This window comes from Micromonospora tarensis (assembly GCF_016803395.1).
GTDB classification, from domain to species: Bacteria; Actinomycetota; Actinomycetes; order Mycobacteriales; family Micromonosporaceae; genus Micromonospora; species Micromonospora tarensis.
Genome location: NZ_JAEVHL010000106.1, coordinates 1 through 21,078, shown reverse-complemented (window position 1 = coordinate 21,078; position 21,078 = coordinate 1). Strand labels below are relative to the sequence as shown.

Below are 21,078 nucleotides of genomic sequence, written 5' to 3'. Positions count from 1 at the left end.
GCCCGCCCACCGGCCCGCCCGGCCGGCGACGATGCGTCGGCGGAGCCGGTGCGGACCACCGGAACCCAGACGGCCGGAGATCGACAGCCGGGTCGAACAGCTCAGCCAGCGACAGCCGATACGGGATGGCGGACCACGCCGTCGAAGAGGTAGCCGAGGGTGTTGTAACGGGCGACTTCGGGCTGGGTATTGCCGCGAACATCGGTGGCTCGGGCAAGCAGCTCGTGGTTGCCGACAGTGGGTTTCCAATCGAGTTCCCAGCGTTGCCACGCACCGTCGAGGTCGGGGCCGGTTGGCCGGGCGCGCCGCCAGTGATGGCCGCCGTCGGTACTGACCTCGACGTGCCGGATCCGGCCGCCGGCCGACCACGAGCGACCGGTCAGCCGCACGGTGCGGCCGGCCAGGACGGTGGCACCGAAGTCGAGCTCGAAGGCGCTCTTGACGACCTGCTTGTCGAACGGCTGCCCCTCGTCGGGATAGCCGGGACCGAAGAGCCGGTAGAACTGGGTGTTCCAGGGCGAAAACAGTGGCTGGTCGGAAACCTCGATCCGGCCCACCCATTTGATCGAGGACACCCCGATCCAGTGCGGCACCACCAGGCGTACCGGGTGGCCGTGGTCGGGCAGCAGCGGCTCACCGTTCATCTCGTATGCCAGCAGCACGTCGTATAGGGCCTTGGCGACCGGCATGGGACGGCGCACGTGGCCAAGGTCGACGCCGCCGGTCACGTAGGTCGGGTCGAGCCCGGAGGGCATCACGTCGACCGCCCGGCGGGCGAGACCGGCCCGGCGCAGCACAGTGGACAGCAGCACGCCGCGCCAGCGTGCGACCCCGACCGCCCCGAGCGTCCACGCCGTGCCGGTGACGCTCTGACCCTGCTGGGTGGTGAAGAAGCTGCGCCCATTGCCCGCGCACTCGATCGCGGTGATCGCCATCTCGCTCGGCAACTGGCGCAGCTCGGCCAGGCTGAACTCGACCGGCCCACCGCGCAGACCGGCACCGTCAACGGTCAACCGCCAGGTGCCGGTGTCGATGATCGGGGTGCTGGTGTGGTCGCGGACGAAAAACCGGTCGACCGGCACCAGATAGCCCTGGTCGCGCATCGCGGACCAGCGCATCTCGGCGTTCGACCCGAACGTCGTGAACAGCTCGGACGGCAACGGTTTGACGATCGGCCCCGGCGTCTCCGCCAACGCCGCCTCCGGGCGCAGCAGGGTTCCCGCCGAGGCCGCGGCGGCCAACGAGAGGAACGTGCGCCGGGAAAAGCCACCGGCTCGCCCGGCCTGCCACTGCCGGAGCCGCAACGCGTCGTACGCCGCCTCGTCAACCTTCTTCATCATCTACCAAAGCTATCGATTCGATGGGTCATGAAGGAAGAGGTGAGGCCTGGAGTGCTCGACGTGATCATCAGCCAGGGAACCGAGGCGATGGCATCCGACGCCCGAACGAGCCCTGCGGCTCCTACTCGGCACCCTCGCGACCGCGCTGGCGGTCCTCCGTCTCAGCCAGGCCTCCACGATCTGACCGGCGAAGAGGGCCACCGCTCGGAGACGCGACAAGATCGGTGAACGAATCCCAGAGGGATGGAACTGCGTTGCCGCAGCTCAGCTGCATTTCGCGGGCACCACGAGATTGACATCTTCGTTAATGCCATGTGGTAGAGCCCAGGGGACTCGAACCCCTAACCCCTGCCTTGCAAAGATCAAGACGGCTGTCTCCTAGGTCGGTGACTACCGCTGAGCTGCCCGCCGTGTCGCCTGCCATCGGCCCGGGACGGTATCCGTCGGCGGGCTTGACTGTACGAGTGGCTGTACTGACCGCTCTACTCGGCCCGCTCCATGACCTTGGATAGCTCTCGGAGTATGGCGGGCAACTCACCCAAGGTATGGATAACCGGCCCGCCCCAGCTGGGGTCGGTGTCGTTGTGCTCCGTGGTCCGGAAGACGGTCATACCGACCGCTGCCGCCCCGGACAGCTCACCGTCTGAGCCGTCGCCGACGAAGAAGCACTCCGCCGGCTCGACCCTCAGGCGCTCGGCAGCAAGGTGATAGATCGCCGGGTCGGGCTTGGCCAGCCCGACATCGCAGGAGAAGATCGCGACATCGAACCGTCGGGCAAGCGGACTCTGCGGCCACGGCTCGGAAGTGTCCGAGGTGGCGTTGCTGATGAGGGCCAGCGGATGACCATCGGCGCGTAGCGCGTCGAGCACGTCGAGGGTGGCGGGCGAGACGCTGTTCAGCACCCGGCGTCCGAGGGCTCGCCGATGCTGACCGGCCCGTACCACCTGCGCGTCGGTCGGTGTGCCGCCGAGGCGTCCGGCGAGGATGCGAATGGTCTCCTCCACGTCCCACCGGACCAGCCGGTCCCGCCAGGTGCCGTGGTACGCGGCGACCAGCTCGGCCGGAGCAACGCCGACCATGACCGCCATTTCGCCGACTACCCGGTCGCGCTCCTCGTCAGCCCCGTGGATCAAGGTATGGAAGAGGTCGAAGATCACTGGTCGAGACATCGCAGCATCCTACTGAGATCGTCACCGCTGTCACCTTGCTTGCCATCCCGTCTGCCCGCCGACCCACACACCGTGGAGCGGGCCAGGGCCAGGGTGACAAGGTGGAGCGCCCTACTGGACGAACGAGCTTGTCGCCCTGGCCCTGGCCCGCTCGGCTCGCCTGGGTGCGACGGGCTGAACTACTGGGCCTGCGGTGGTCGGATGTCGACCTGCCGGGAAAGGCGCTGTTCGTTCGGCAGACGCTCCAGCGAACGGATCACGGATTGGTGTTCGTGCCACCGAAGACGCACCGGTCGGCCCGTCCGCTGCCGCTGTCGGCGCTGGCTGTTCGGGCGTTGGAGGCACAGCGCGTACGCCAGGCCAAGGAGCGGCTCGCCGCCGGAGAGGTGTGGTCAGATTTGGGCCTGGTCTTCGCCAGCACGATCGGCACCGCGATGGAACCTCGGAAACGTCAACCGTCGCTTCGAGCAGCTCCGCGCGACAGCCGGGCTGGACTGGCTGCATCTGCACGACCTGCGGCACGCCTTCGCCACGTTCCTGCTAAACCAGGGCGAGGAGCTGCGGACCGTCATGGAGCTGCTCGGGCACTCCACAATCCGGATGACAGCCGACACCTACGGCCATGTCCTGCCGGCGCGGGCTCGTCACGCTGCCTCAGCCATCGATCGTGTGCTGGGCGAGGAGGGGACGGCGTGACCGGCTTGGCTGTACGGATGGCTGTACTCGGACCGAGATCAACCGGGGAAAGTGCTGGTGGAGCCCAGGGGACTCGAACCCCTAACCCCTGCCTTGCAAAGGCGGGTCAAGCTGACCAACGGGTGTTCCGCAAGGCCAGCGAGTGGCGTCTACGTTCAAGGCGTTGCCGTCCCGTGTCAATGACTACCAACCTCTGTCACCAGTCTTGCTGACTGTCTGCTGACGACGGCCAGCCACCTCTGAGCGGACCGGCACGATCCCGCTCAGAGGTGGCTGGCGCGCTGATGCCCATCTAGGGGTGCCTTGCGCGGTATAGGTAGGTTGCCCATATGGCGCAGTGGTGGGAACTAGCGATTCCGGCGGGTGGAACTTTGGCCGCAGCCATCTCGGCGGGCTGGATCACCTCCTCGTATCAGAAGCGGAATGGAGAGAGACTACTCCGAATCCAGGCTTCCGAGAACGAAAAGGCTCGACAGGATCAGCTAAGTCGTGATCGGGAGTTCCGGGAAGCGGAGCATGGGAGGGAGCGAGAGAACCGGACACACGACATTCGTCGAGATACTTACATCGAATTTTGGCGCTCAAGCAAGTTGCTTGCATCCAAGAGAACAGATATTGAAAAACTAAAGCAACTCATCAACGATATTCCCGACAAGGAGGAACATGCCCAAAAGAGAGAGACGGTAGCGGCACGCCTTCAAGAGGCGAAAGAAGCAGCCAACAAGGCGTCCGAACGTCAGATAGAGGCTTTAACTCACATAATATTCTTGGGATCGGTCGGGATTCAACAGGCCAGTCAGTGCTGGATAGAAGCCAGGGACCGGGGTGCCGATGAGGTGGAACTTAGAGCATTTGAAGCAGCATTCGTTGCTTCAGCGAATTACGAGTTGAGCGACCCCAACCCCATCATGAATTTGCGGGAATTCCATTTCAAGCTGCTGAAGAGATATCTCAGCCAGGCAGGGCGAACAGTTCCATCGTGGGTGGAAGGAAATGATCCTTTACCTCTCACCCCACCTAACCCTGAGTAGCCTAGCTAGGGAATATAGACATAGCGGCGCTAAGCAGCGAGGCCCAACAATGCTCCGGCTTTTGCCTCAAAACGCTGAACTTCCTGGACAGCGCCGAACGGCTGCATACGCCCCAACAGATCACGCACGGTCTCGATAGCACGCGTCGAATTGACCGACGCGGCAAGCTCAACAACGCGTGCTGCCCGGGACGCGGCGGCTTCAACGTTCGCCCGGTCGAGGTCAGCAATCGAGAGTGCTGCCTCGCTAAGCGCCCCCCGGCGGGCGCGCCCCTGCCGCTGAGCGCCAGCGACGGACTCGTTGGCAAAGCGCTCAACCTCTGAAGGCTGGCCGAGGTCGCGGAAGCAGTGCGCAGCCTCGCCGAAGATGTACGGCGCGTCGATGAACTTCGCCCAGGCTGGTTCGTCGTCGTGAATCACCCGCCCAAACACCTGCTCGGCTCTGACTACCGACGCAGCGGCGGCGGACGACTCTCTGAGAGCTGCGAGTGCACGCCCCTCAAGGATGTGAAGATCAGCGAGGCAGGCAGGAGAGTCACCTTCGGCCAGACCGTGCCGGCCGGCGCGAGCCAGCATCAGCGCCTCACGGGGGTGGCCGAGTAGGTTCGCCTGATCGGACATGCCGGCAAGTACGTGCGCTCCGAGAGCAGCGCTGCCGGCCGCCTGCGCCAGGCGTAGCGCCTGGATGAGGTACCGCTGGGCTAGCCCGTGCTCGCCATCGTCGTATGCCATCCAGCCCACCAGGTACGACTGCTCCGCTGCGGCTTCATAGAGCGCGCCCTGAACGGCCGGTTCGTGCTCTCGCTTGAGCAAGGGCAGAACATAGCTCTGCATGTACTCGACCAGCGCGGTTCGGGCGTGCCCACCACCGCGCATCACATCCATGTCCTGAAAGAGCGCGAACATCTCCCGGATGCCGGCCACCTGGCGCATGCCCACCTGGCGCGGCCCGCGCTCGGTTGTCGTCTCGTCAAGCGTGGCCAGGAGCCAGTCTCGGCTAGGTGCGCCCAGCGCGGCCAGCACGAACGGCGCTTTCACGATGTCGCGGCGCTTCACGTCACTTCTCCCGAGATCGATGATCGTATCCACAGTTGCGTGTGGATCGTCCCCGTACTCCAACCCTCGCGCGGCAAGGGTTTCTTCCTCAGTCATGCCGAAGTCAGATGGGCTAATCCGCCGACCCACACGCTCCGTTAGTGCCCGTGCGAGCAGCGTTGGAACCGGCGAGCGTGGCGTCTCCCCGCGCTTTACCCAGCGGTTGACGGCGGTGTAGTCGTACCGCAGAGCCAGCCCCTCGATTGCGCCGAGATCGTTGACTCGCCTCGCCAGTCCGGCCCACGAAAAGCCTGCCTCGACAACGAGCGCCGCGAGAGCGTCATTCGGTTCGTTCACGTGTCCGCCTCCCCATGGGCCTACCTCGGACGGTACCGGCCGAGCGGTACACCGGGATACGCCCACATGGGTCAGCGCACTTCACACGGGTCTTCACATGGTGCTGACCACCGCCAAAGCGAGGTTTCCTCGTTGCATGGCAGCGAGATCAACGAACACCGCGAATGACCGTCTTCACGGTCGCCTGCGACACGCCGGCCGCGTCGGCAATCTCGGGAACGGTGTGGTCAGTGGAGCGGCGCACGTCGCGGATGAGCTGGTCTCGCTCTTGCCGCAAGGCGTCGAGCGCTTGAGTGGCTTTGCGAACGCGGTCGGCGAGCTTCTGAAGATCCTCAAGTGCCGTCATGGGGGGAGTGTAGCGGCTAGACGGCTACCGAAGATACGGCTAGACAGCTACCGGCTAGCCGGTTAGCGTATGACCTATGCAAGCGGCCCCGGCGGGGGCGCAACCCCGCCGAGGCCAGTACATCAACGGATCTCCCGGCAAAGGAGTACGAAGATGCAGGTCAAGGGTATCCCGGCGGCCCGGACGATGGACAGCCGTGCGTTCACGGCTCTGGCGGTGCAGTTTCGTCCGTCGCGGTTGAACGGTGCGGGTGTGTGCCTGTACTGCGAGACGCGGTGGTGCCAGGAGGCGCAGTGCGTCGCGGTGCACGCGAAGTCGTTGTGGGCTCCGTGCCCGCAGTGCGATGGGTTCAGCTTCGGGCGGTGCGAGAACTGCCTGAACGGTGTGGTGGAGGTCGACCGGGCCGGGCTGATCGAGTTGGCCGATCGGGTGCTGCCGGCCACGCCGGAGCAGTCGGCGGCGTTCGCGGTGGCCGCGTGATGGCCCGGCCGAACTCGACCCGGATGCGGGCGATCAAGCGGGCGTTGGCCGAGCGGGACGGCGCGGGGTGCTTCTACTGCGGCCACCCGTTCCCGGCCCTGATCACGGCGACGGTCGATCACCTGATCCCGCAGAGCCTTCTGCCGGGCTGGGCGCTGATGAACCTCGTGTTGGCCTGCCGGCCGTGCAACCAGCGCAAATCCGGGCAGCTTCCGCAGGTGTTTTTGCGCCACGCCGGTCAGGTGCCGCCGCTGCGCCCGGCGGGCCGCCTCGTCACCGCCGTGGCCGCGTTGGCGGGTCGGCTGGCGCGCGTCGAGCTGCGCCGTCCGACGACAACCCCGGTTGTCACCGGCTGCCGGTGACGGATGCCGCCTGGCGGCTTGCGTCACGTGATCGAACCGGCAAGCCGCCCCGGACCCGGGTCGGCCCACCCAGACCGCACCGCACGATCCTCGGACGGGAGTCACCCTGTGAGCGCCACGAACAAGAGCCGAATGGACCGGCTGACGCCGGACTCTCCACCACCACCAACCAGGTCGGGCGGATCTTCGGCCCCGGGTGTCCGACCACCACGACCGGCTGAAACACCCCGCAGCGGCGTCACGGGCGGACCTGATCCCGCTGCGCAGTGTTTCAGCCGAACTAACCCGGAGATGCTTCCCGCGCCGGATGGTCTGGACGGCGTTGCCGCCGGTCACGCCTCGAATGGTGAACTGGTCCATGAACCGGCCAGCACGGGTCAGGTTGAGCCCGGCGGCAACGCCGAGCACGGCCGCACGATCCTGCTGACCCCGGCCTCTCAGATCCGGATGCGCCCCGTCGCGTGGACGTGGACCAACCGCATCCCATCCGGCGCTCTGACCGTGATCCCCGGCCGTGAAGGCATCGGCAAGTCCCTCACCCTGGCGTGGCTCACGGCGCAGGTCACCCGAGGTGTTCTGCCGGGCCGGCACCACGGCACGCCCCGGCCCGTGATCTACGCCGCGACGGAGGATTCGTGGTCGCAGACCATCGGCCCGCGCCTGTTCGCGGCCGGCGCGGACATGGACATGGTGTACCGGGTCGACGTGCAACACGACGGCGGCTTTGACTCGCTCACCCTGCCCCGTGACTGCACGGCGCTGGGTCGGGAGATCGGTCGTCTCGGTGTGGCGCTGCTGGCCGCCGACCCGCTGCTGTCCCTGATCCACGCCGGGATCGACACCCACCGCGACCGCGACCTACGCACCGCGCTTGAGCCGCTGGTGAACATGGCCGACCGCACCGGCTGCGCGGTGGTCGGCCTGGCGCACTTCAACAAGTCAGCCAGCCCGGACGCCCTGAATCTGATCACCGGGTCGCGGGCGTTCTCCGCTGTCGCGCGGGCCGTGATCGCCATCGCACGCGACGACGACGCCGGAGACGGCTCGTGCGTCATGTCGCAGGCGAAGAACAACCTTGGCCCGCTGGATCTGCCGTCGCTGCGCTACGTGGTGGAGTCGGTGGAGATCCCCACCGACGAGGGACCGGCCTACGTCGGGAAGCTGACCATCACCGGGGAGTCCGAGCGGTCGGTCGCGGACATTCTCGGCGACGGCGCGGGCGACGGCGACACCCGCTCGGAGCGCGACGGGGCCGCCGCGTGGCTCAAAGACTTCCTGATCGCCCAGGGCGGCGAGGCGGCATGGGCCGACGTGCGCAAAGCGGCCCGCGCCGAGGGCATCGCCGAGCGAACCATCCAACGCGCCCGCGCCCGCGCCGGGGTCACCGTCGAGCGCCACGGCTTCCCCTCGACCACCGTGTGGTGCCTCAACCCCGGCCACGGAGCGTCACCAGTGACGCCAGTCGCGCCACAGTCGCGCCAGTCGCGCCAGCTTCCGGAACGTGGCGCGACTGCGCGACTGGCCCCGAAGTGGCGTCACTGCCCATCCCCGATCACGGTCCGTCACCCCACTAGGGCACGGCCAGGTGTCAGCGCTGTCAACGCCTGTCAACACCCCGCGCTGACAGCGCGACACCCGCCCTGACCAGCACCAAAACCGCCGATCACGAGGGAGTGTCAGCGTGTCAACGCCCCGAGGCCCCGTCCCGCAGCATCTACCGAACCAACGCCCTCAAGCACTTCCGGTACAAGCAGCCGCCCACCCACGACGGGCCGCTGAGCGCCACACAGACGCATCGACGCATGACCTAACCCCCGTACTGCCCGGATCATGCGCTCACGGGCCTCTCAGCGGCCCGCGCAATGCCGCTCAGCCATACCGCCGCGCTTACCCTCCACGGAGGACGGTCAGGCCGGGAACGAGCGGCACCGAGTCGCACAGCGGACGTGACGCAACCCCGCCGGCAGGCATTCGCCACCCGGCCGGCGCTCGTCGACGCTGCTTCGTCTCGGTCGGGCCGGTCGGCGTGACGGAACCGGGTCGACGCAACCCACCTGGCGACAACCCCGGTTGTCACCCGCCCCGGCAGCTCGACCGCGGGCGTTGCGTCACGGCCAGGCGGCAACCGTCACCCCGGCGGTCGCGGCCCACCCGCGACCAGTCGCGCCGACGCGACCCACACCGCGACCGGCGCAGCCAGCAGCAACCCGCCACGTCGCGGTCGCGGCCACCACCATCAACCCGCCGAACCGGGCCACGGGCCACCCCTCCGGCCATCACCGCCCGCGACCGCGACCGCCCAGCAACCCGGCTAGCGGCCCGCCACCAGGTAGCGGCACCGCTACCTCAGCCGCCACCGGCCTGGCCAGCGCCGACCCCACCAGGTAGCGGTAGCGGCCCACACCGCCCACCGGCCGACAACCGCCCCACAGCCCTTCACCGACCCCCAGTAGCCGCTACCGCCCACTACTTCGCCAACTCCTACTAGCAGCAGTTGCGAAGTAGTACCGCCATCCAGGAGGAAGCACCGTGAGCACGGTTATCCCCTTCCCGCAGCGAGCGACCCCGACCACCACGACCGAAGCGGGAGGCATCTCCACCGGCCGCACCGCGCCCGTCGTCAGCGCCGTCTACACCGTGGCCGAGACCGCCGAGATCCTGCGGCTCTCGCTCGGCTCCACCTACGCCCTAGTCCGCTCTGGCGAGATCCCCGCGATCAAGCTCGGCGGGCGGTGGGCCATCCCGAAGCGCCGCCTCCACCAGTGGATCGACGGACTTCCCATCGCCAGCGTCGAAGACGTGGAGAAGGAGCTAGCCGCCATCGAACGCCGCGAGCAACGCGAGCAACGCCGCCGCAACGGCGCGTAACCACCGACGTGCCGCTAGGTCTAGCGCCACCACCCGCTAGACCTAGCGGCACCGCTAGCGGCCCAACCCCGCCCCGGCCTGCCACCTATCGCCTAGCGCCATCGCCGGCCAGAGCGTCTGAACCCCTCCGCAGCGGCCCGCCGAGGTGGGTTCAGCAGCGCTAGATAGCCCGCTTCACCCTCCGGCCAGATACACGCTCCGTCACCGAACTGGGCGGCGGCACCCGACCTAGCAGAGCTGCAATCGATAGCACCCCGCCCTGCTAGCGATAGCAGACGTGCTAGCAGCCGATCGCCCACACCACCAGCGGCATAGCAGATAGCAGCCCGCCAGCAAAAACACGCCAGACCCCCGGCCAGAACGCGAATCGCCACCCCCGCAAGCCCTGCTAGCACGGCCGACCACCGGCCGCGCCACAGGTAACCCACCGTCACCGATGCAAGGAGATCCACAACCGTGGGACACATCATCAAAACACCCGCCGGGACGTTCCGCGCCAACTGGCGCGACCCATCCGGCAGCCAGCGCGCGAAGACCTTCCGCACGCGCAAGGAGGCCGCCGCGTACCTCGCGGCCACCGAGACGACCGTCAGTCAGGGCACCTACGTCGACCCCGCCGCAGGAAAGATCCGGTTCAGTGCGTACGCCGAGCGGTGGTTGGCGTCGCGGTCGGTGGAGACGACGACGCTGGCCGGCTGGACCTCACGTCTCCGGGCGCGGCTGCTGCCGCAGTGGGGCACCTGGCCGGTCGGGCGGATCGATCACCTGGCCGTTCAGGAGTGGATAACGCGGATGAGCCGTGAGCTGTCACCGGCGACCGTCGCCTCATGCCACTCGCTGCTGTCATCCATCCTCGCGTCAGCGGTACGCGGTCGACTGATCGCGTTCAACCCGTGCGAGGGAGTACGGCTACCCGCACAGCGCAAGCGCGCGGGAGGGCTTGTCCCGCTCACGCTCGACCAGGTGACGGAACTGTTGTTGCCCAGCGTCCCGGATTGGCATCGGCCGGTGGTAGCGGCGGCGGCCGGCGCGGTCTGCGATGGGGTGAGTGCCTCGGGCTGCGGTGGGCCGATATAGACCTGCCGGACGACGACGACCAGGACGCAACGTTGACCGTGCGGCGAGTGGTGATCGAGGTCAACGGGCACGCGACGGACAAGCCCTACCCGAAGACAGCGCAGAGCCGGCGCGTTGTCCCGGTCCCGCCGTTCCTGCGGGCCGAGCTGGCGCGGCACCGCGAGAGGGCGGACCCCGCCGAGGCGGATCGGGTTTTCACCAACCAGGCAGGCGACCCGATGCTCCGCAGCAACTTCCGGCGTCAGGTCTGGCGACCGTCGCTGGTACGGGCCGGGCTGCTCGGCGAGGTCACGGAGGCCGGACCGTACCGATTCCGGGCCACCTGGCGCGATCGGGAGGGCATTGAGTGGTCAGCGGAGTTCACCACGCATCGGGAGGCAGCGGCGCACGTCGCAACCAAGGCGGCAGGCGGGCTGCGCTTCCACGATCTGCGGCACGGATACGCCACGTACCTGATCTCAAGCGGGGTGCCGGTCAACGTCGTACAGGCGGTCATGGGGCACGAACAGGCATCCACCACGCTCAATCGCTACACGCACACACCGGCCGACTTCCACCGGGTCATCCGAGGCGTTTTCGCGGACCCCGCTGACGATCCGCTGACGAAGAAAGATGACCGTCGATCCGACAGTCCAGAATCAGGAGAGGGAGACGCCCGGTGACCTGCACCGGAGCTTGGTGGAGCCCAGGGGACTCGAACCCCTAACCCCTGCCTTGCAAAGGCAGTGCTCTGCCAGTTGAGCTAGGGCCCCGTGGATGGCCGTGGCGTCGGTCGCTCGCCGCCGGGCCGGGAGTCAGCGCAGATCGGGCGCGGTGGTCGCCTCGTGCCACAGGGCGCGCTCGTCGTTCGAAGTCTTGATCTTGTTGAACACGACGGCGGCCACGCCGACGACGCCCGCCAGAATCAGCAGCTTCTTGAACATGCGGCGACCCCTCGCGCTCGACTACCGTCGGACGACGTGCGGTGGGGCTAGCTGGAATCGAACCAGCGACCTCAGAGTTATCAGCTCTGCGCTCTAACCGACTGAGCTATAGCCCCGCGTTGCGACGAGCAAGATTAACCCATCCGCCCTGCCCGCCCCAAATCGGGGTCCGGGCCTGCGAGCCGGGTCGTCGACGCCTGCAAAACCTACCCGAGTACGGGACGCCGGGGCGACCGCATTCCACGGTGCCCCGGCGTCCCGGCCGCTCAGTCCCGCTCGGCGAGGGTCAGCTCGATCCCGCCGACCAGGTCGGCGCAGACGTTGTAGACGAACGCTCCCAGCGTGGCCAGCGCGGTGAACAGCACCACGTTGACCAGGCCGATCAGCGCCGAGCTGAGGATGACGCCCTTGGCGGTGATCTGGAAGCCGCTGGTGCTCTGCCCACCACCGGCGTTGACCAGGTCACTCAGGCTCTCGTTGACGCTCTGGAACACCCCCATCGCGTCCAGCGCCAGATACAGCACCGAGGTGGCGACCACGACGACGATGAAGAGCACCACCGAGACGGCGAATGCGAACTTCATCACGGACCACGGGTCGATCCGCTTCAGGTTCAGCCGGGCCCGGCGCGGTCCGCGGGACGCGGCCGAGCTGACCGAGGTACGCGCGGCGCGTACCGCGTCACCGACCCGGGCGGCACCGACGGCGGACGCGTTGCCGATCCCCGGTGGCAGGCCACCACCGCTGGCCGGGCGGCCGGCGGCGGCACCGCCGCGAGCCGTGTCCGGCTGCGGCGCGGTCATGCCGGGCGTGATCCGCGGCTGGGTGCCGGTGGACCCGGCCGACGTCGCCTGCCCAGGCCGGAGACCGATCGGCTGAGTCGTCGCCGGTCGAGCCGGGGACGCCGCCGCCGAACCCGTGGGTGCGGCGGCGGACGCCGGTGTCTCCGCACCGGCGGCCTCGGTGTTCTCCCCCGACCCGGCGTCCTCGCCGGGCTGTTCCGGCGGGGGTGTCATACCGGGAGCCCTGGTGAACTTCGGGGCAGGCGCGTCGGCGGGGACCGTCGCCCGGCCCACGGCCGCGCGGCCGGTCGCTGGTGTGCCGCCCTTGGCGGCCTCCTCGTCGACCGGGTTGGTCGAGGTCCCCGTGTTCCCCGACTTCGCCTGTGTCTCCGTCATTCAACTAGTCCTGTTCGTCAGGCTCGTCGGCATTGCGAGCAATCGCCACGATAGTCACGCCGTCCGGGAGGTCCATCAGCTTGACCCCCATTGTGTTCCGGTCACGCGTACGGCGTACAGGCTTCACCGGAGTCCGGATGACACCACCGTTGCTGGTGATCGCGAACAGCTCGTCGTCCGGATCGATCACCACCGCGCCGACCAGACCACCGCGCCGTTCGGTGATCTTCGCAGTCAACACGCCCTTACCTCCCCGGCCCTGCACCGGGTATTCCTCGATCGGGGTGCGCTTCGCATATCCCCCGTTAGTGGCCACCAGGACGTCCAGGCCCTCCCGGACGACCTCCATGGCGAGCAGGACGTCGTCGTCCGTGAAGCGCATGCCGATCACACCCGAGGTGGCTCGACCCATCGGCCGCAGCGCCTCGTCCGAGGCGCTGAACCGAATCGCCTGTGCCTTCTTCGAGACCAGCAGCAGGTCGTTCTCCGGGGCAACCAGCGCAGCACCGACCAGCTCGTCCTCATCGCGCAGGTTGATCGCGATGATTCCGCCGGAACGGTTGGAGTCGAACTCCTCGAGCCGCGTCTTCTTCACCAGGCCGTTCTTCGTGGCCAGTACCAGATAGGGGGCTACCTGGTAGTTCGGGATTTCGATGATCTGCGCGATCTGCTCGTCCGGTTGGAAGGCGAGCAGATTGGCCACGTGTTGGCCCTTGGCTACCCTACTGGCCTCCGGTAGCTCGTACGCCTTGGCCCGGTACACCCGCCCCTTGTTCGTGAAGAACAGCATCCAGTCGTGGGTCGAGCAGACGAAGAAGTGGCTGACGATGTCGTCCTGCCGCAGCGTAGCGCCACTGACGCCCTTCCCGCCGCGTCGCTGGGAGCGGTAGAGGTCGACCTTGGTCCGCTTGGCGTACCCGGTCCGGGTGATCGTCACGACCACGTCCTCGCGGGCGATGAGGTCCTCCATCGAGACCTCGCCGTCGAACGGGATGATCTGCGTACGCCGATCGTCGCCCCACTTCGCGACGATCTCGCCCAGCTCCTCCGAGACGATCCTCCGCTGCCGCTCCGGCTTGGCGAGGATGTCCTTCAGGTCGGCGATCTCGATCTCGAGCTTGGCCAGGTCGTCGAGGATCCGCTGCCGCTCCAGCGCGGCGAGACGACGCAGCTGCATGTCCAGGATCGCGGTCGCCTGGATCTCGTCGATCTCCAGCAGCCGGATCAGGCCCTGCCGCGCGTCCTCCACCGTCGGCGACCGCCGGATCAGGGCGATCACCTCGTCCAGGGCGTCCAGCGCCTTGGACAGACCACGCAGAATGTGCGCCCGCTCCTCGGCCTTGCGCAGCCGGAACGCCGTCCGCCGACGGATCACGTCGATCTGGTGCTCGACGTAGTAGCGGATGAACTGGGCCAGGTTGAGCGTGCGCGGCACCCCGTCGACAAGGGCCAGCATGTTGGCGCCGAACGTCTCCTGGAGCTGGGTGTGCTTGTAGAGGTTGTTCAGCACGACCTTGGCGACCGCGTCGCGCTTGAGCACCAGCACGATCCGCATACCGGTACGGCCGGAGGACTCGTCCCGGATGTCGGCGATCCCGGCGAGCTTGCCCTCCTTGATCAGCTCGGCGATCCGCTCGGCGAGGTTGTCCGGGTTGACCTGGTAGGGCAGCTCGCTGACGACCAGGCAGGGACGGCCCCGCTTGTCCTCCTCGACCTCCACCACGGCCCGCATCCGGATCGAGCCGCGACCGGTGCGGTACGCGTCCTGGATCGCCGTCGTGCCGACGATCAGGCCGTGGGTCGGGAAGTCCGGACCCTTGACGATGCCGAGCAGGGCTTCGAGGGTGGTCTCCTCGTCCTCCTCCGGGTGCTCCAGGCACCACTGCACCGCCGCGCCGATCTCGCGCAGGTTGTGCGGTGGGATCTTGGTGGCCATCCCGACCGCGATGCCCTCGGAGCCGTTCACCAGCAGGTTGGGGATCCGCGACGGCAGGATGGTGGGCTCCTTGGCCCGGCCGTCGTAGTTGTCCTGCAGGTCGACGGTGTCCTCGTCGATGTCCCGCAGCATCTCCATGGCCAGCGGGTCGAGCTTGCACTCGGTGTTGTGGCTGACGAACCCGTCCGAGACGAACGAGTGGTCGTCGGTGTCGACCCGGACGCTGTAGACCGGCTGCACGCCGGCGTCCGTGATCTGCGCCACCTCGGCGTAGTAGAAGCGACCGTCGACCAGCGGCTCCACCACGTCCAGGATCCCGGGCTCGGTGATCCGGGCTGCGATCTCGTCGCGGTCCCGCTCCCAGCGCTCGATCCGGTCCACGTTGTGCCGCCGCAGCCAGTCCCGCTCGGTCCAACGGCTGGCGCCGTGCTCGCGGATGAAGTCGCCGACGAACGGCACGTGGTCGTGGGAGAGCGCGGTGCTGGTCGCCGGAATGGCATCCAGCTCCGATTCGAGCTTGGCCTGCTTGCGGCCGAGGAAGCCGACGTGCGCGGCGAAGATCCGGGCGTCGCGGCGGTTCGTCACCACGACCTTGATCTCGCCGCTGTCGTAGCGGGTCTGCCGGCTGATCACGCCGAACTCCAGCAGCAGCTGCTGGACCTCGCGGGCCAACCGCTCACTGCGGGTCGAGTACGAGACCTGGATGGTGTTGCGCGGCAGCAGCGACGACGAACCGTCGCCCTCGAAGAGCGCCTGGAGGAACGCGCGCTTGACCGCGACCGGCCCCTGCCAGACGAACTCGGGAACGAACTTCGCGGCGCTGCGCGCCCCCACCATGTCGCCGAGGAGGCTCTTGAGCAGCGCGGTGAGGTCCTGCACGTCGAGCTCGTGCAAGGTACTGCCGGAGGCGATGACCCGCTCGCTGACGTAGCGGGGCCCGCCGACGGCCAGGTCGTAGGCCGCGAGCACTCGGACGAAGAACTCGCGGTCGACGTTGTTGAACCCGGCACGGCCCGCGGAGACCCAGCCTTCGCTGACGAAAGCACCGGCGAGGACTGCTGCCTCGACGTGCTCCAGCATCGGGTAGCCGATCTCGTCCGGCACGTTGCGCTGCAAAACCACCCGGTCACCGGGAGAGATCTCGGCGAGCAGCTTCCACAGCAGCGTCGGCACGCCGGCGACGTCCACCAGGCAGAGCACCGGGTGGTTGTGGGTGCCGGCCAGCTCGTACCCCTCGCGGGTGCGCAGCCGCAGCGTCGGGTGCTCGCCAGAGTGGAAGAACTTGCTGGCGCGGACCAGGTCGCCGTTGCGGTCGCGGACCTTCAGGTCGATGTCGGTCTCGCTGGACGGAGCGGCATCCGCCACCACGTCCGCGATCCGCACGCTGCCATCGGCGGTACGGATACGGACATCTCCGGATACGCAGTACCTCATCGCGGCAGCCGGGTCGTTACCGGGCGAGCCGAAGTTGCCGTTGCCGTCGACCAGCGGGTACCGCAGCGACCAGGGCTGCGCCATCCGGACCAGCGCGTCGTAGATCGCCGAGTCGCCGTGCGGGTGGAACTGACCCATCACGTCACCGACGACCCGGGAGCACTTCACGTAGCCGCGGTCCGGGCGGTAGCCCGAGTCGAACATCGCGTAGAGGATCTTGCGGTGGACCGGCTTGAGCCCGTCCCGGACGTCCGGCAGCGCGCGCCCGACAATGACGCTCATCGCGTAGTCGAGGTAGGAGCGCTGCATCTCCACCTCGAGCCCGACCGGTTCGATCCGGTCGTGCGCGACCACCGCGGCGATGGCCTCGGTGGGGACCTCGGGCTCGTTCGGTGTGGACTCGGGCGAATCAGTCACTGTGTACCCTTATCAGACTCAGAGTCGTTTTCGTGCTGTGGATAACCGCTGTGGATACCGGCCAAGCTGTGGATAACTCTGTGGACCGGTGGATCGACCCAGCGCTGCCCGGCGGATCCACCACGGTCCGTCAGATATCCAGGAACCGCACGTCCTTGGCGTTGCGCTGGATGAACGACCGGCGCGCCTCGACGTCCTCACCCATCAGCACGCTGAACAACTCGTCGGCGGTAGCCGCGTCGTCGAGCGTGACCTGGCGCAGGGTGCGGGTCGCCGGGTTCATAGTGGTCTCCCACAGCTCGGGATAGTTCATCTCGCCGAGGCCCTTGAACCGCTGGATGTCGTCCGGCTTGGCGTTCGGCTTCTTCTGCTGGCGCAGCGCGATCAGCCCGTCCCGCTCGCGGTCGGAGTACGCGTACTGCGCGTCGTCGCCCTTCTTGTTCCACTTGATCTTGTAAAGCGGCGGGGCGGCCAGGTAAACGTTGCCCATCTCGACCAGCGGACGCATGAAGCGGAACAGCAGGGTGAGCAGCAGCGTCTGGATGTGCTGGCCGTCGACGTCCGCGTCGGCCATCAGCACGACCTTGTGGTACCGCAGCTTCTCCATGTCGAAGTCGTCGTGGATGCCGGTGCCCAGCGCGGTGATCAGCGCCTGGACCTCGTTGTTCTTGAGAACCCGGTCGATCCGGGCCTTCTCCACGTTGAGGATCTTGCCGCGGATCGGCAGGATCGCCTGGGTCCGTGGGTCGCGGCCCTGCTTGGCCGAGCCGCCGGCCGAGTCACCCTCGACGATGAACACCTCGGACTCGCGGGGGTCGGTCGACTGGCAGTCGGCCAGCTTGCCCGGCATCGAGCCGGACTCCAGCAGCGACTTGCGCCGGGCCAGCTTGCGCGCCTGCTGCGCGGCGATCCGGGCCCGAGCGGCCTGCGACGCCTTCGTGATGATCATCTTGGCCTCGGCCGGGTTGCGGTCGAACCAGTCGACCAGCCGGTCGTTGCAGACGCGCTGCACGAAGCTCTTCACCGGGGTGTTGCCCAGCTTGGTCTTGGTCTGGCCCTCGAACTGCGGGTTGGCCAGCTTGACCGAGATGATCGCGGCGAGCCCCTCGCGGATGTCCTCGCCGGAGAGCTTCTCGTCGCCCTTGAGCAGCTTCTTGTCGGTGCCGTACCGGTTGACCACGCTGGTCAGCGCGGACCGGAAGCCCTCCTCGTGGGTGCCGCCCTCATGGGTGTTGATCGTGTTGGCGAAGGTGTAGACCGACTCGCCGTACGACTCGTTCCACTGCATGGCGATCTCGAGTGACATGCCCTCCTCCTCGGCCTCGAACTCGACCACGGTCTTGTGGATCGGGCTCTTCGAGGCGTTGAGGTGCCGGACGAAGTCCGCGATGCCGCCCTCGTAGTAAAAGGTGACCTCGCGCTGCCGGCCGTCCTCCTCCTCGGCCACCCGCTCGTCGAGCAGGTGGATGCGCAGCGCGCGGTTGAGGAAGGCCATCTCCTGCAGCCGCCGGTAGATGGTCTGGAAGTCGAAGTCGACGGTCTCGAAGACGTCGGGGTCGGGCCAGAAGGAGACCGCCGAGCCGCTGCGGTCGGTGGTCTCGCCCTTGTCCAGCGGGCCGGGCTTGGAGTTGTTGTACTGCTGCCGCCAGACGAAGCCGGACTTGTGGATCTCGACGGCCATCTTGGTGGAGAGGGCGTTCACCACGGAGACGCCGACGCCGTGCAGACCGCCGGAGACCGCGTACGCCTTGCCGTCGAACTTGCCGCCGGCGTGCAGCACGGTGAGCGCGACCTCGACACCCGGCTTCTTGAGCTTCGGGTGCAGGTCGACCGGGAAACCACGGCCGTTGTCGGTGACCCGGACGCCACCGTCGGCGAGCAGCACCACGTCGATGGTGTCGCAGTATCCGGCCAGCGCCTCGTCCACCGCGTTGTCGACGACCTCCCAGACGAGGTGGTGCAGACCGCGCTCGCCGGTGGACCCGATGTACATACCGGGCCGCTTGCGAACCGCCTCCAGCCCCTCGAGAACGGTGATCGACTCTGCGCCGTACTCCTGCTTGTCCTGCGCTGCCACCCTCGGCCACTTTCTCGCGTCAGCCGCGCCGGTAAGGGCGCGTCGGGCGCGGGTTCGGCGGACAGGACGCGACGTCGGCGCGCGCGGACCGGCGCCGGAGACCTCCGGACAGCGGGTCGAACGCGCCGGTCGCCGCGGTTGCCCGCGGATCGCGATCGGCTCGACCCGACGTGGAGAATGAATTTGGGGCCGCCGGCCCCGTTCCACTCCCGCACCGGGTCTTCGTCTCACTGTCAATCCTACTGTGCGCGGGGGACAGAACCACCACTCGGCACCCTCAGCGAGGCGGCTGAGAAGTCCATAGCCGGCAGAACCCCGTCGCCCGCGACTCCCCCCACACGCCAGGCCCCCATCGCACGCGCCGCCCCGGAACGGGTTGACCCGCGGTCGGGCGGGTCGGGGGTCGCGGCCGAAGCGTCAGTGCCGTACGTTTGCGGCGCCCCGGAACCAGCCTTGATCTTTACCGGTTGGAACCGGGACGATCGACCCGATCGACCCGACACGTGCTCTTTAAGAGGTGACAGATGGGGCTGGACAACGTCGCGGTGCACTGGCCGCGGACCGGCCGCTTCTACGACCCGGTCGCGCCGGCCGAGTTCGTCGACTTCGGCGAGATCGTCGAGATGCCGCGAATCTCCGCGCCGACCGCGGCGCTGGCCGAGCTCATCGCGAAGACCGGAACCATCCGGGCGACCGCGTACACCGAGCTGGTGGATCTGCTCCTCGGCCTGGAAGGTGTGTTGTACGCCACAGACGCCGCCGCCGAGGACGAGGACCCGGTGATCGACCCGGACGGCTGCTCCTGGATCGCGAGCGGCATCGAGCGGTTCGTGGCCGGGCACCGCGCGTACGGCGAGGCGGTCACCTTCGAGTCGGTGAGCACCGTGCTGCGTTCCCTGCTCGGCGACGGCAGGTTGGCCGAGCAGCAGCTGCGGTGGCTGGAGAGCCGACTCGACGCGCTGCGCGACGAGCGCGGCGACCCGCCGCAGTGGAACTTCACCTGCGCCGAGTTGGGCGTGTTGGCGGCGTTCTACAGGCGTTGCGCGGAGCGCGGCTTCGCCGTCTACGCCGACGCCTGAGCCGCCGCGTCGGCCTCCGGGACGGTCTGGCTGCCGCCCGGTCGGTTCGCGCCGCGATCAGCTGCGTGAGGACCGCGTGCAGGTGTTGCAGGTCCGCCACGGGCAACCCGAGTCGCTGCACGATCGCGGCCGGAATCAGCTCCGCCTGGCTCCGCAGCGCGGCACCGCTGGCGGTGAGGGTGACGGCGAGGCTGCGCTCGTCGCCGGGGTCGCGTTCCCGGCGTAGGTAGCCGGCCGCCTCCAGCCGCTTGAGTAGGGGCGACAGGGTGCCCGGGTCGAGTTGCAGCAGGCGGCTGAGGTCGCGGCCGGACAGTGGCGCATGCTGCCAGAGCGCCAGCATCACCAGGTACTGCGGGTGGGTCAGCCCCATCGGCTCCAACAGCGGCCGGTAGACGGCCACCACGCTGCGGGCGGCCACCGAGAGCGCGAAACAGACCTGCTGTTCCAGCGCCAACGGGTCGACGCCGTCCGCCCGGTCACTCATCGGTTGCTCCCTGAACGCACGATGACTATCGTACCAATCATTGGTGCCCCAACCATTGGTGCACAAACACTCGCTGGCGAGTGGGCGAAACGCGGGAGAGGGCGGCAGATGAGCGAGAACGGCGCGGCCACCAGAGGCGCGGGTGAGGGCGGCCGACTCCTCCGCTGGGCCTTCCGAAACCTCGCCGGCCCGGCCGACGGCGTACAGGGTGCGGTGCAGGGCGGCTCGGCCGAAGCCCGCGAGGCATGGAAGCGCGACCTGGCCGAACGCAAGCGCCACACCCAGGAGCAGCGGGCGCGAAAGCGGGCTGCCCGCGAGGCCGGACGCGGTTGAGCGCAGGCTCAGCCGTACGTGTCGCGTGGGCCCCGGCCACGGACCCGGCGCGGACCCTTTCCCCAGGAGGGCGCGGCCGGGCCGTGAATGTGCAGCTTGCGCACCACGTTGTGGCCGACCTCGCTGGCGATCTGCTTGAGCAGTGAGCCGGCGAGCAGTCGCAGCTGGGTGGCCCACGCCGTCGACCGCGCCTCCACGGTCAGCTCGCCGTTCTCCAGCTTCACCGGGCGACTGTGCTGCGCGACCTCCGCGCCGACGACCCGCTCCCAGGCGCCGAACACCGTCGCCTCGGCCGCCGGCTGCTGCCAGCCCCGCGCCTTGACCAGCCGGTTCAGCACGGCACCGAGCGGCTGCGGATCACGCGGGTCGGGGCCCGGTCCGGAGTAGCCACGCAACCGCCGTCCGGAGCCCCCGGCCGCGTCGCCGCCGCCGGGGCTACGCAGCGCGCGGGCCGCCG

General features: G+C 68.2%; 19 protein-coding genes, 3 tRNA genes and 1 pseudogene. 10 read left to right on the top strand and 13 right to left on the bottom strand.

Features of this window, described 5'->3' with window-relative positions; translation table 11 throughout:
* Positions 1 to 101 precede the first annotated feature (101 nt).
* Positions 102 to 1,340, bottom strand: coding sequence for a sulfite oxidase (locus JM949_RS20075; protein WP_203149936.1), 1,239 nt, complete (start codon positions 1,338 to 1,340; stop codon positions 102 to 104).
* 482 nt (positions 1,341 to 1,822) lie between these two features.
* Positions 1,823 to 2,509 carry an HAD family hydrolase gene (locus tag JM949_RS20070; protein WP_203149935.1) on the bottom strand — a complete coding sequence of 229 codons (687 nt, stop codon included), beginning with the start codon at positions 2,507 to 2,509 and terminating at the stop codon, positions 1,823 to 1,825.
* On the opposite strand from JM949_RS20070, the gene JM949_RS20065 reads away from it, so the two are divergent.
* The gene (locus JM949_RS20065) at positions 2,477 to 3,205 is read left to right on the top strand and encodes a tyrosine-type recombinase/integrase (RefSeq protein WP_309232241.1); all 729 of its coding nucleotides are present in this window, start codon (positions 2,477 to 2,479) and stop codon (positions 3,203 to 3,205) included. The genes JM949_RS20070 and JM949_RS20065 overlap by 33 nt on opposite strands.
* A 55-nt stretch (positions 3,206 to 3,260) precedes the next feature.
* On the opposite strand, the gene JM949_RS20060 is transcribed toward JM949_RS20065, so the two are convergent.
* A tRNA-Ala gene (locus tag JM949_RS20060) sits at positions 3,261 to 3,334 on the bottom strand.
* Positions 3,335 to 3,534: 200 nt separating this feature from the next.
* On the opposite strand from JM949_RS20060, the gene JM949_RS20055 reads away from it, so the two are divergent.
* Positions 3,535 to 4,236, top strand: coding sequence for a hypothetical protein (locus JM949_RS20055; RefSeq protein ID WP_203149934.1), 702 nt, complete (start codon positions 3,535 to 3,537; stop codon positions 4,234 to 4,236).
* 29 nt (positions 4,237 to 4,265) lie between these two features.
* Here JM949_RS20055 and JM949_RS20050 read toward each other — a convergent pair whose 3' ends face one another.
* The gene (locus JM949_RS20050) at positions 4,266 to 5,627 is read right to left on the bottom strand and encodes a hypothetical protein (protein WP_309232240.1); all 1,362 of its coding nucleotides are present in this window, start codon (positions 5,625 to 5,627) and stop codon (positions 4,266 to 4,268) included.
* 148 nt (positions 5,628 to 5,775) lie between these two features.
* On the bottom strand, positions 5,776 to 5,973 hold the full coding sequence (locus JM949_RS20045) for a hypothetical protein (RefSeq protein ID WP_203149933.1): 198 nt from the start codon (positions 5,971 to 5,973) through the stop codon (positions 5,776 to 5,778).
* A gap of 153 nt (positions 5,974 to 6,126) precedes the next feature.
* On the opposite strand from JM949_RS20045, the gene JM949_RS20040 reads away from it, so the two are divergent.
* From JM949_RS20040 to JM949_RS39840, 6 genes are all read left to right on the top strand, one after another.
* Entirely contained in the window at positions 6,127 to 6,453 is a 327-nt protein-coding gene (locus JM949_RS20040; RefSeq protein WP_203149932.1) for a hypothetical protein, read from the top strand.
* On the top strand, positions 6,453 to 6,815 hold the full coding sequence (locus JM949_RS20035; protein WP_203149931.1) for an HNH endonuclease: 363 nt from the start codon (positions 6,453 to 6,455) through the stop codon (positions 6,813 to 6,815). The genes JM949_RS20040 and JM949_RS20035 overlap by 1 nt, the downstream gene beginning before the upstream one ends.
* 291 nt (positions 6,816 to 7,106) lie before the next feature.
* Positions 7,107 to 8,459, top strand: coding sequence for an AAA family ATPase (locus JM949_RS20030; RefSeq protein ID WP_238433525.1), 1,353 nt, complete (start codon positions 7,107 to 7,109; stop codon positions 8,457 to 8,459).
* A gap of 885 nt (positions 8,460 to 9,344) precedes the next feature.
* The gene (locus JM949_RS37410; protein ID WP_203149930.1) at positions 9,345 to 9,683 is read left to right on the top strand and encodes a helix-turn-helix domain-containing protein; all 339 of its coding nucleotides are present in this window, start codon (positions 9,345 to 9,347) and stop codon (positions 9,681 to 9,683) included.
* Between the two features lie 456 nt (positions 9,684 to 10,139).
* Entirely contained in the window at positions 10,140 to 10,760 is a 621-nt protein-coding gene (locus JM949_RS39240; RefSeq protein WP_203149929.1) for a site-specific integrase, read from the top strand.
* A gap of 218 nt (positions 10,761 to 10,978) precedes the next feature.
* A complete protein-coding gene (locus JM949_RS39840; protein ID WP_407664789.1) occupies positions 10,979 to 11,422 on the top strand; it encodes a tyrosine-type recombinase/integrase in 444 nt (147 codons plus the stop codon).
* A gap of 14 nt (positions 11,423 to 11,436) precedes the next feature.
* Here the strand turns inward: JM949_RS39840 and JM949_RS20010 are convergent.
* From JM949_RS20010 to gyrB, 6 genes are all read right to left on the bottom strand, one after another.
* A tRNA-Ala gene (locus tag JM949_RS20010) sits at positions 11,437 to 11,512 on the bottom strand.
* Positions 11,513 to 11,554: 42 nt separating this feature from the next.
* The gene (locus JM949_RS37405; protein WP_238433523.1) at positions 11,555 to 11,683 is read right to left on the bottom strand and encodes a DLW-39 family protein; all 129 of its coding nucleotides are present in this window, start codon (positions 11,681 to 11,683) and stop codon (positions 11,555 to 11,557) included.
* Positions 11,684 to 11,725: 42 nt separating this feature from the next.
* A tRNA-Ile gene (locus JM949_RS20005) sits at positions 11,726 to 11,799 on the bottom strand.
* Positions 11,800 to 11,949: 150 nt separating this feature from the next.
* The gene (locus JM949_RS20000) at positions 11,950 to 12,861 is read right to left on the bottom strand and encodes a DUF3566 domain-containing protein (protein ID WP_203149927.1); all 912 of its coding nucleotides are present in this window, start codon (positions 12,859 to 12,861) and stop codon (positions 11,950 to 11,952) included.
* A gap of 4 nt (positions 12,862 to 12,865) precedes the next feature.
* Positions 12,866 to 16,648: an intein-containing DNA gyrase subunit A gene (gyrA, locus tag JM949_RS19995; RefSeq protein ID WP_203149926.1), complete on the bottom strand. Its 3,783-nt coding sequence runs from the start codon at positions 16,646 to 16,648 to the stop codon at positions 12,866 to 12,868.
* Positions 16,649 to 16,778: 130 nt separating this feature from the next.
* On the bottom strand, positions 16,779 to 18,725 hold the full coding sequence (gene gyrB / locus JM949_RS19990; protein WP_203149925.1) for a DNA topoisomerase (ATP-hydrolyzing) subunit B: 1,947 nt from the start codon (positions 18,723 to 18,725) through the stop codon (positions 16,779 to 16,781).
* 524 nt (positions 18,726 to 19,249) lie between these two features.
* Here gyrB and JM949_RS19985 point away from each other — a divergent pair.
* Positions 19,250 to 19,804 (top strand): hypothetical protein, encoded by a 555-nt coding sequence (locus tag JM949_RS19985; protein ID WP_203149924.1) that lies wholly within the window; start codon positions 19,250 to 19,252, stop codon positions 19,802 to 19,804.
* A 49-nt stretch (positions 19,805 to 19,853) separates the two neighbouring features.
* Here the strand turns inward: JM949_RS19985 and JM949_RS19980 are convergent.
* Positions 19,854 to 20,288, bottom strand: a pseudogene (locus JM949_RS19980) (MarR family winged helix-turn-helix transcriptional regulator); the annotation flags it as partial.
* Positions 20,289 to 20,396: 108 nt separating this feature from the next.
* Here JM949_RS19980 and JM949_RS19975 point away from each other — a divergent pair.
* A complete protein-coding gene (locus JM949_RS19975; RefSeq protein ID WP_203149922.1) occupies positions 20,397 to 20,621 on the top strand; it encodes a hypothetical protein in 225 nt (74 codons plus the stop codon).
* Positions 20,622 to 20,629: 8 nt separating this feature from the next.
* Here the strand turns inward: JM949_RS19975 and JM949_RS19970 are convergent.
* Positions 20,630 to 21,078, bottom strand: a 449-nt coding sequence (locus JM949_RS19970) for a DUF721 domain-containing protein (RefSeq protein ID WP_203149921.1), incomplete at its 5' end; no start/stop codon positions are given.

Coding starts and splice junctions, on each gene's coding strand:
- JM949_RS20075 (WP_203149936.1), bottom strand. CDS start 1,340: ATGATGAAGAAGGTTGACGAGGCGGCGTACGACGCGTTGCGGCTCCGG.
- JM949_RS20035 (WP_203149931.1), top strand. CDS start 6,453: ATGGCCCGGCCGAACTCGACCCGGATGCGGGCGATCAAGCGGGCGTTG.
- JM949_RS20065 (WP_309232241.1), top strand. CDS start 2,477: ATGGAAGAGGTCGAAGATCACTGGTCGAGACATCGCAGCATCCTACTG.
- JM949_RS20000 (WP_203149927.1), bottom strand. CDS start 12,861: ATGACGGAGACACAGGCGAAGTCGGGGAACACGGGGACCTCGACCAAC.
- JM949_RS37405 (WP_238433523.1), bottom strand. CDS start 11,683: ATGTTCAAGAAGCTGCTGATTCTGGCGGGCGTCGTCGGCGTGGCCGCC.
- JM949_RS20045 (WP_203149933.1), bottom strand. CDS start 5,973: ATGACGGCACTTGAGGATCTTCAGAAGCTCGCCGACCGCGTTCGCAAA.
- JM949_RS20055 (WP_203149934.1), top strand. CDS start 3,535: ATGGCGCAGTGGTGGGAACTAGCGATTCCGGCGGGTGGAACTTTGGCC.
- JM949_RS20040 (WP_203149932.1), top strand. CDS start 6,127: ATGCAGGTCAAGGGTATCCCGGCGGCCCGGACGATGGACAGCCGTGCG.
- JM949_RS19985 (WP_203149924.1), top strand. CDS start 19,250: ATGGGGCTGGACAACGTCGCGGTGCACTGGCCGCGGACCGGCCGCTTC.
- JM949_RS19975 (WP_203149922.1), top strand. CDS start 20,397: ATGAGCGAGAACGGCGCGGCCACCAGAGGCGCGGGTGAGGGCGGCCGA.
- JM949_RS20030 (WP_238433525.1), top strand. CDS start 7,107: ATGCTTCCCGCGCCGGATGGTCTGGACGGCGTTGCCGCCGGTCACGCC.
- JM949_RS39840 (WP_407664789.1), top strand. CDS start 10,979: ATGCTCCGCAGCAACTTCCGGCGTCAGGTCTGGCGACCGTCGCTGGTA.
- JM949_RS20070 (WP_203149935.1), bottom strand. CDS start 2,509: ATGTCTCGACCAGTGATCTTCGACCTCTTCCATACCTTGATCCACGGG.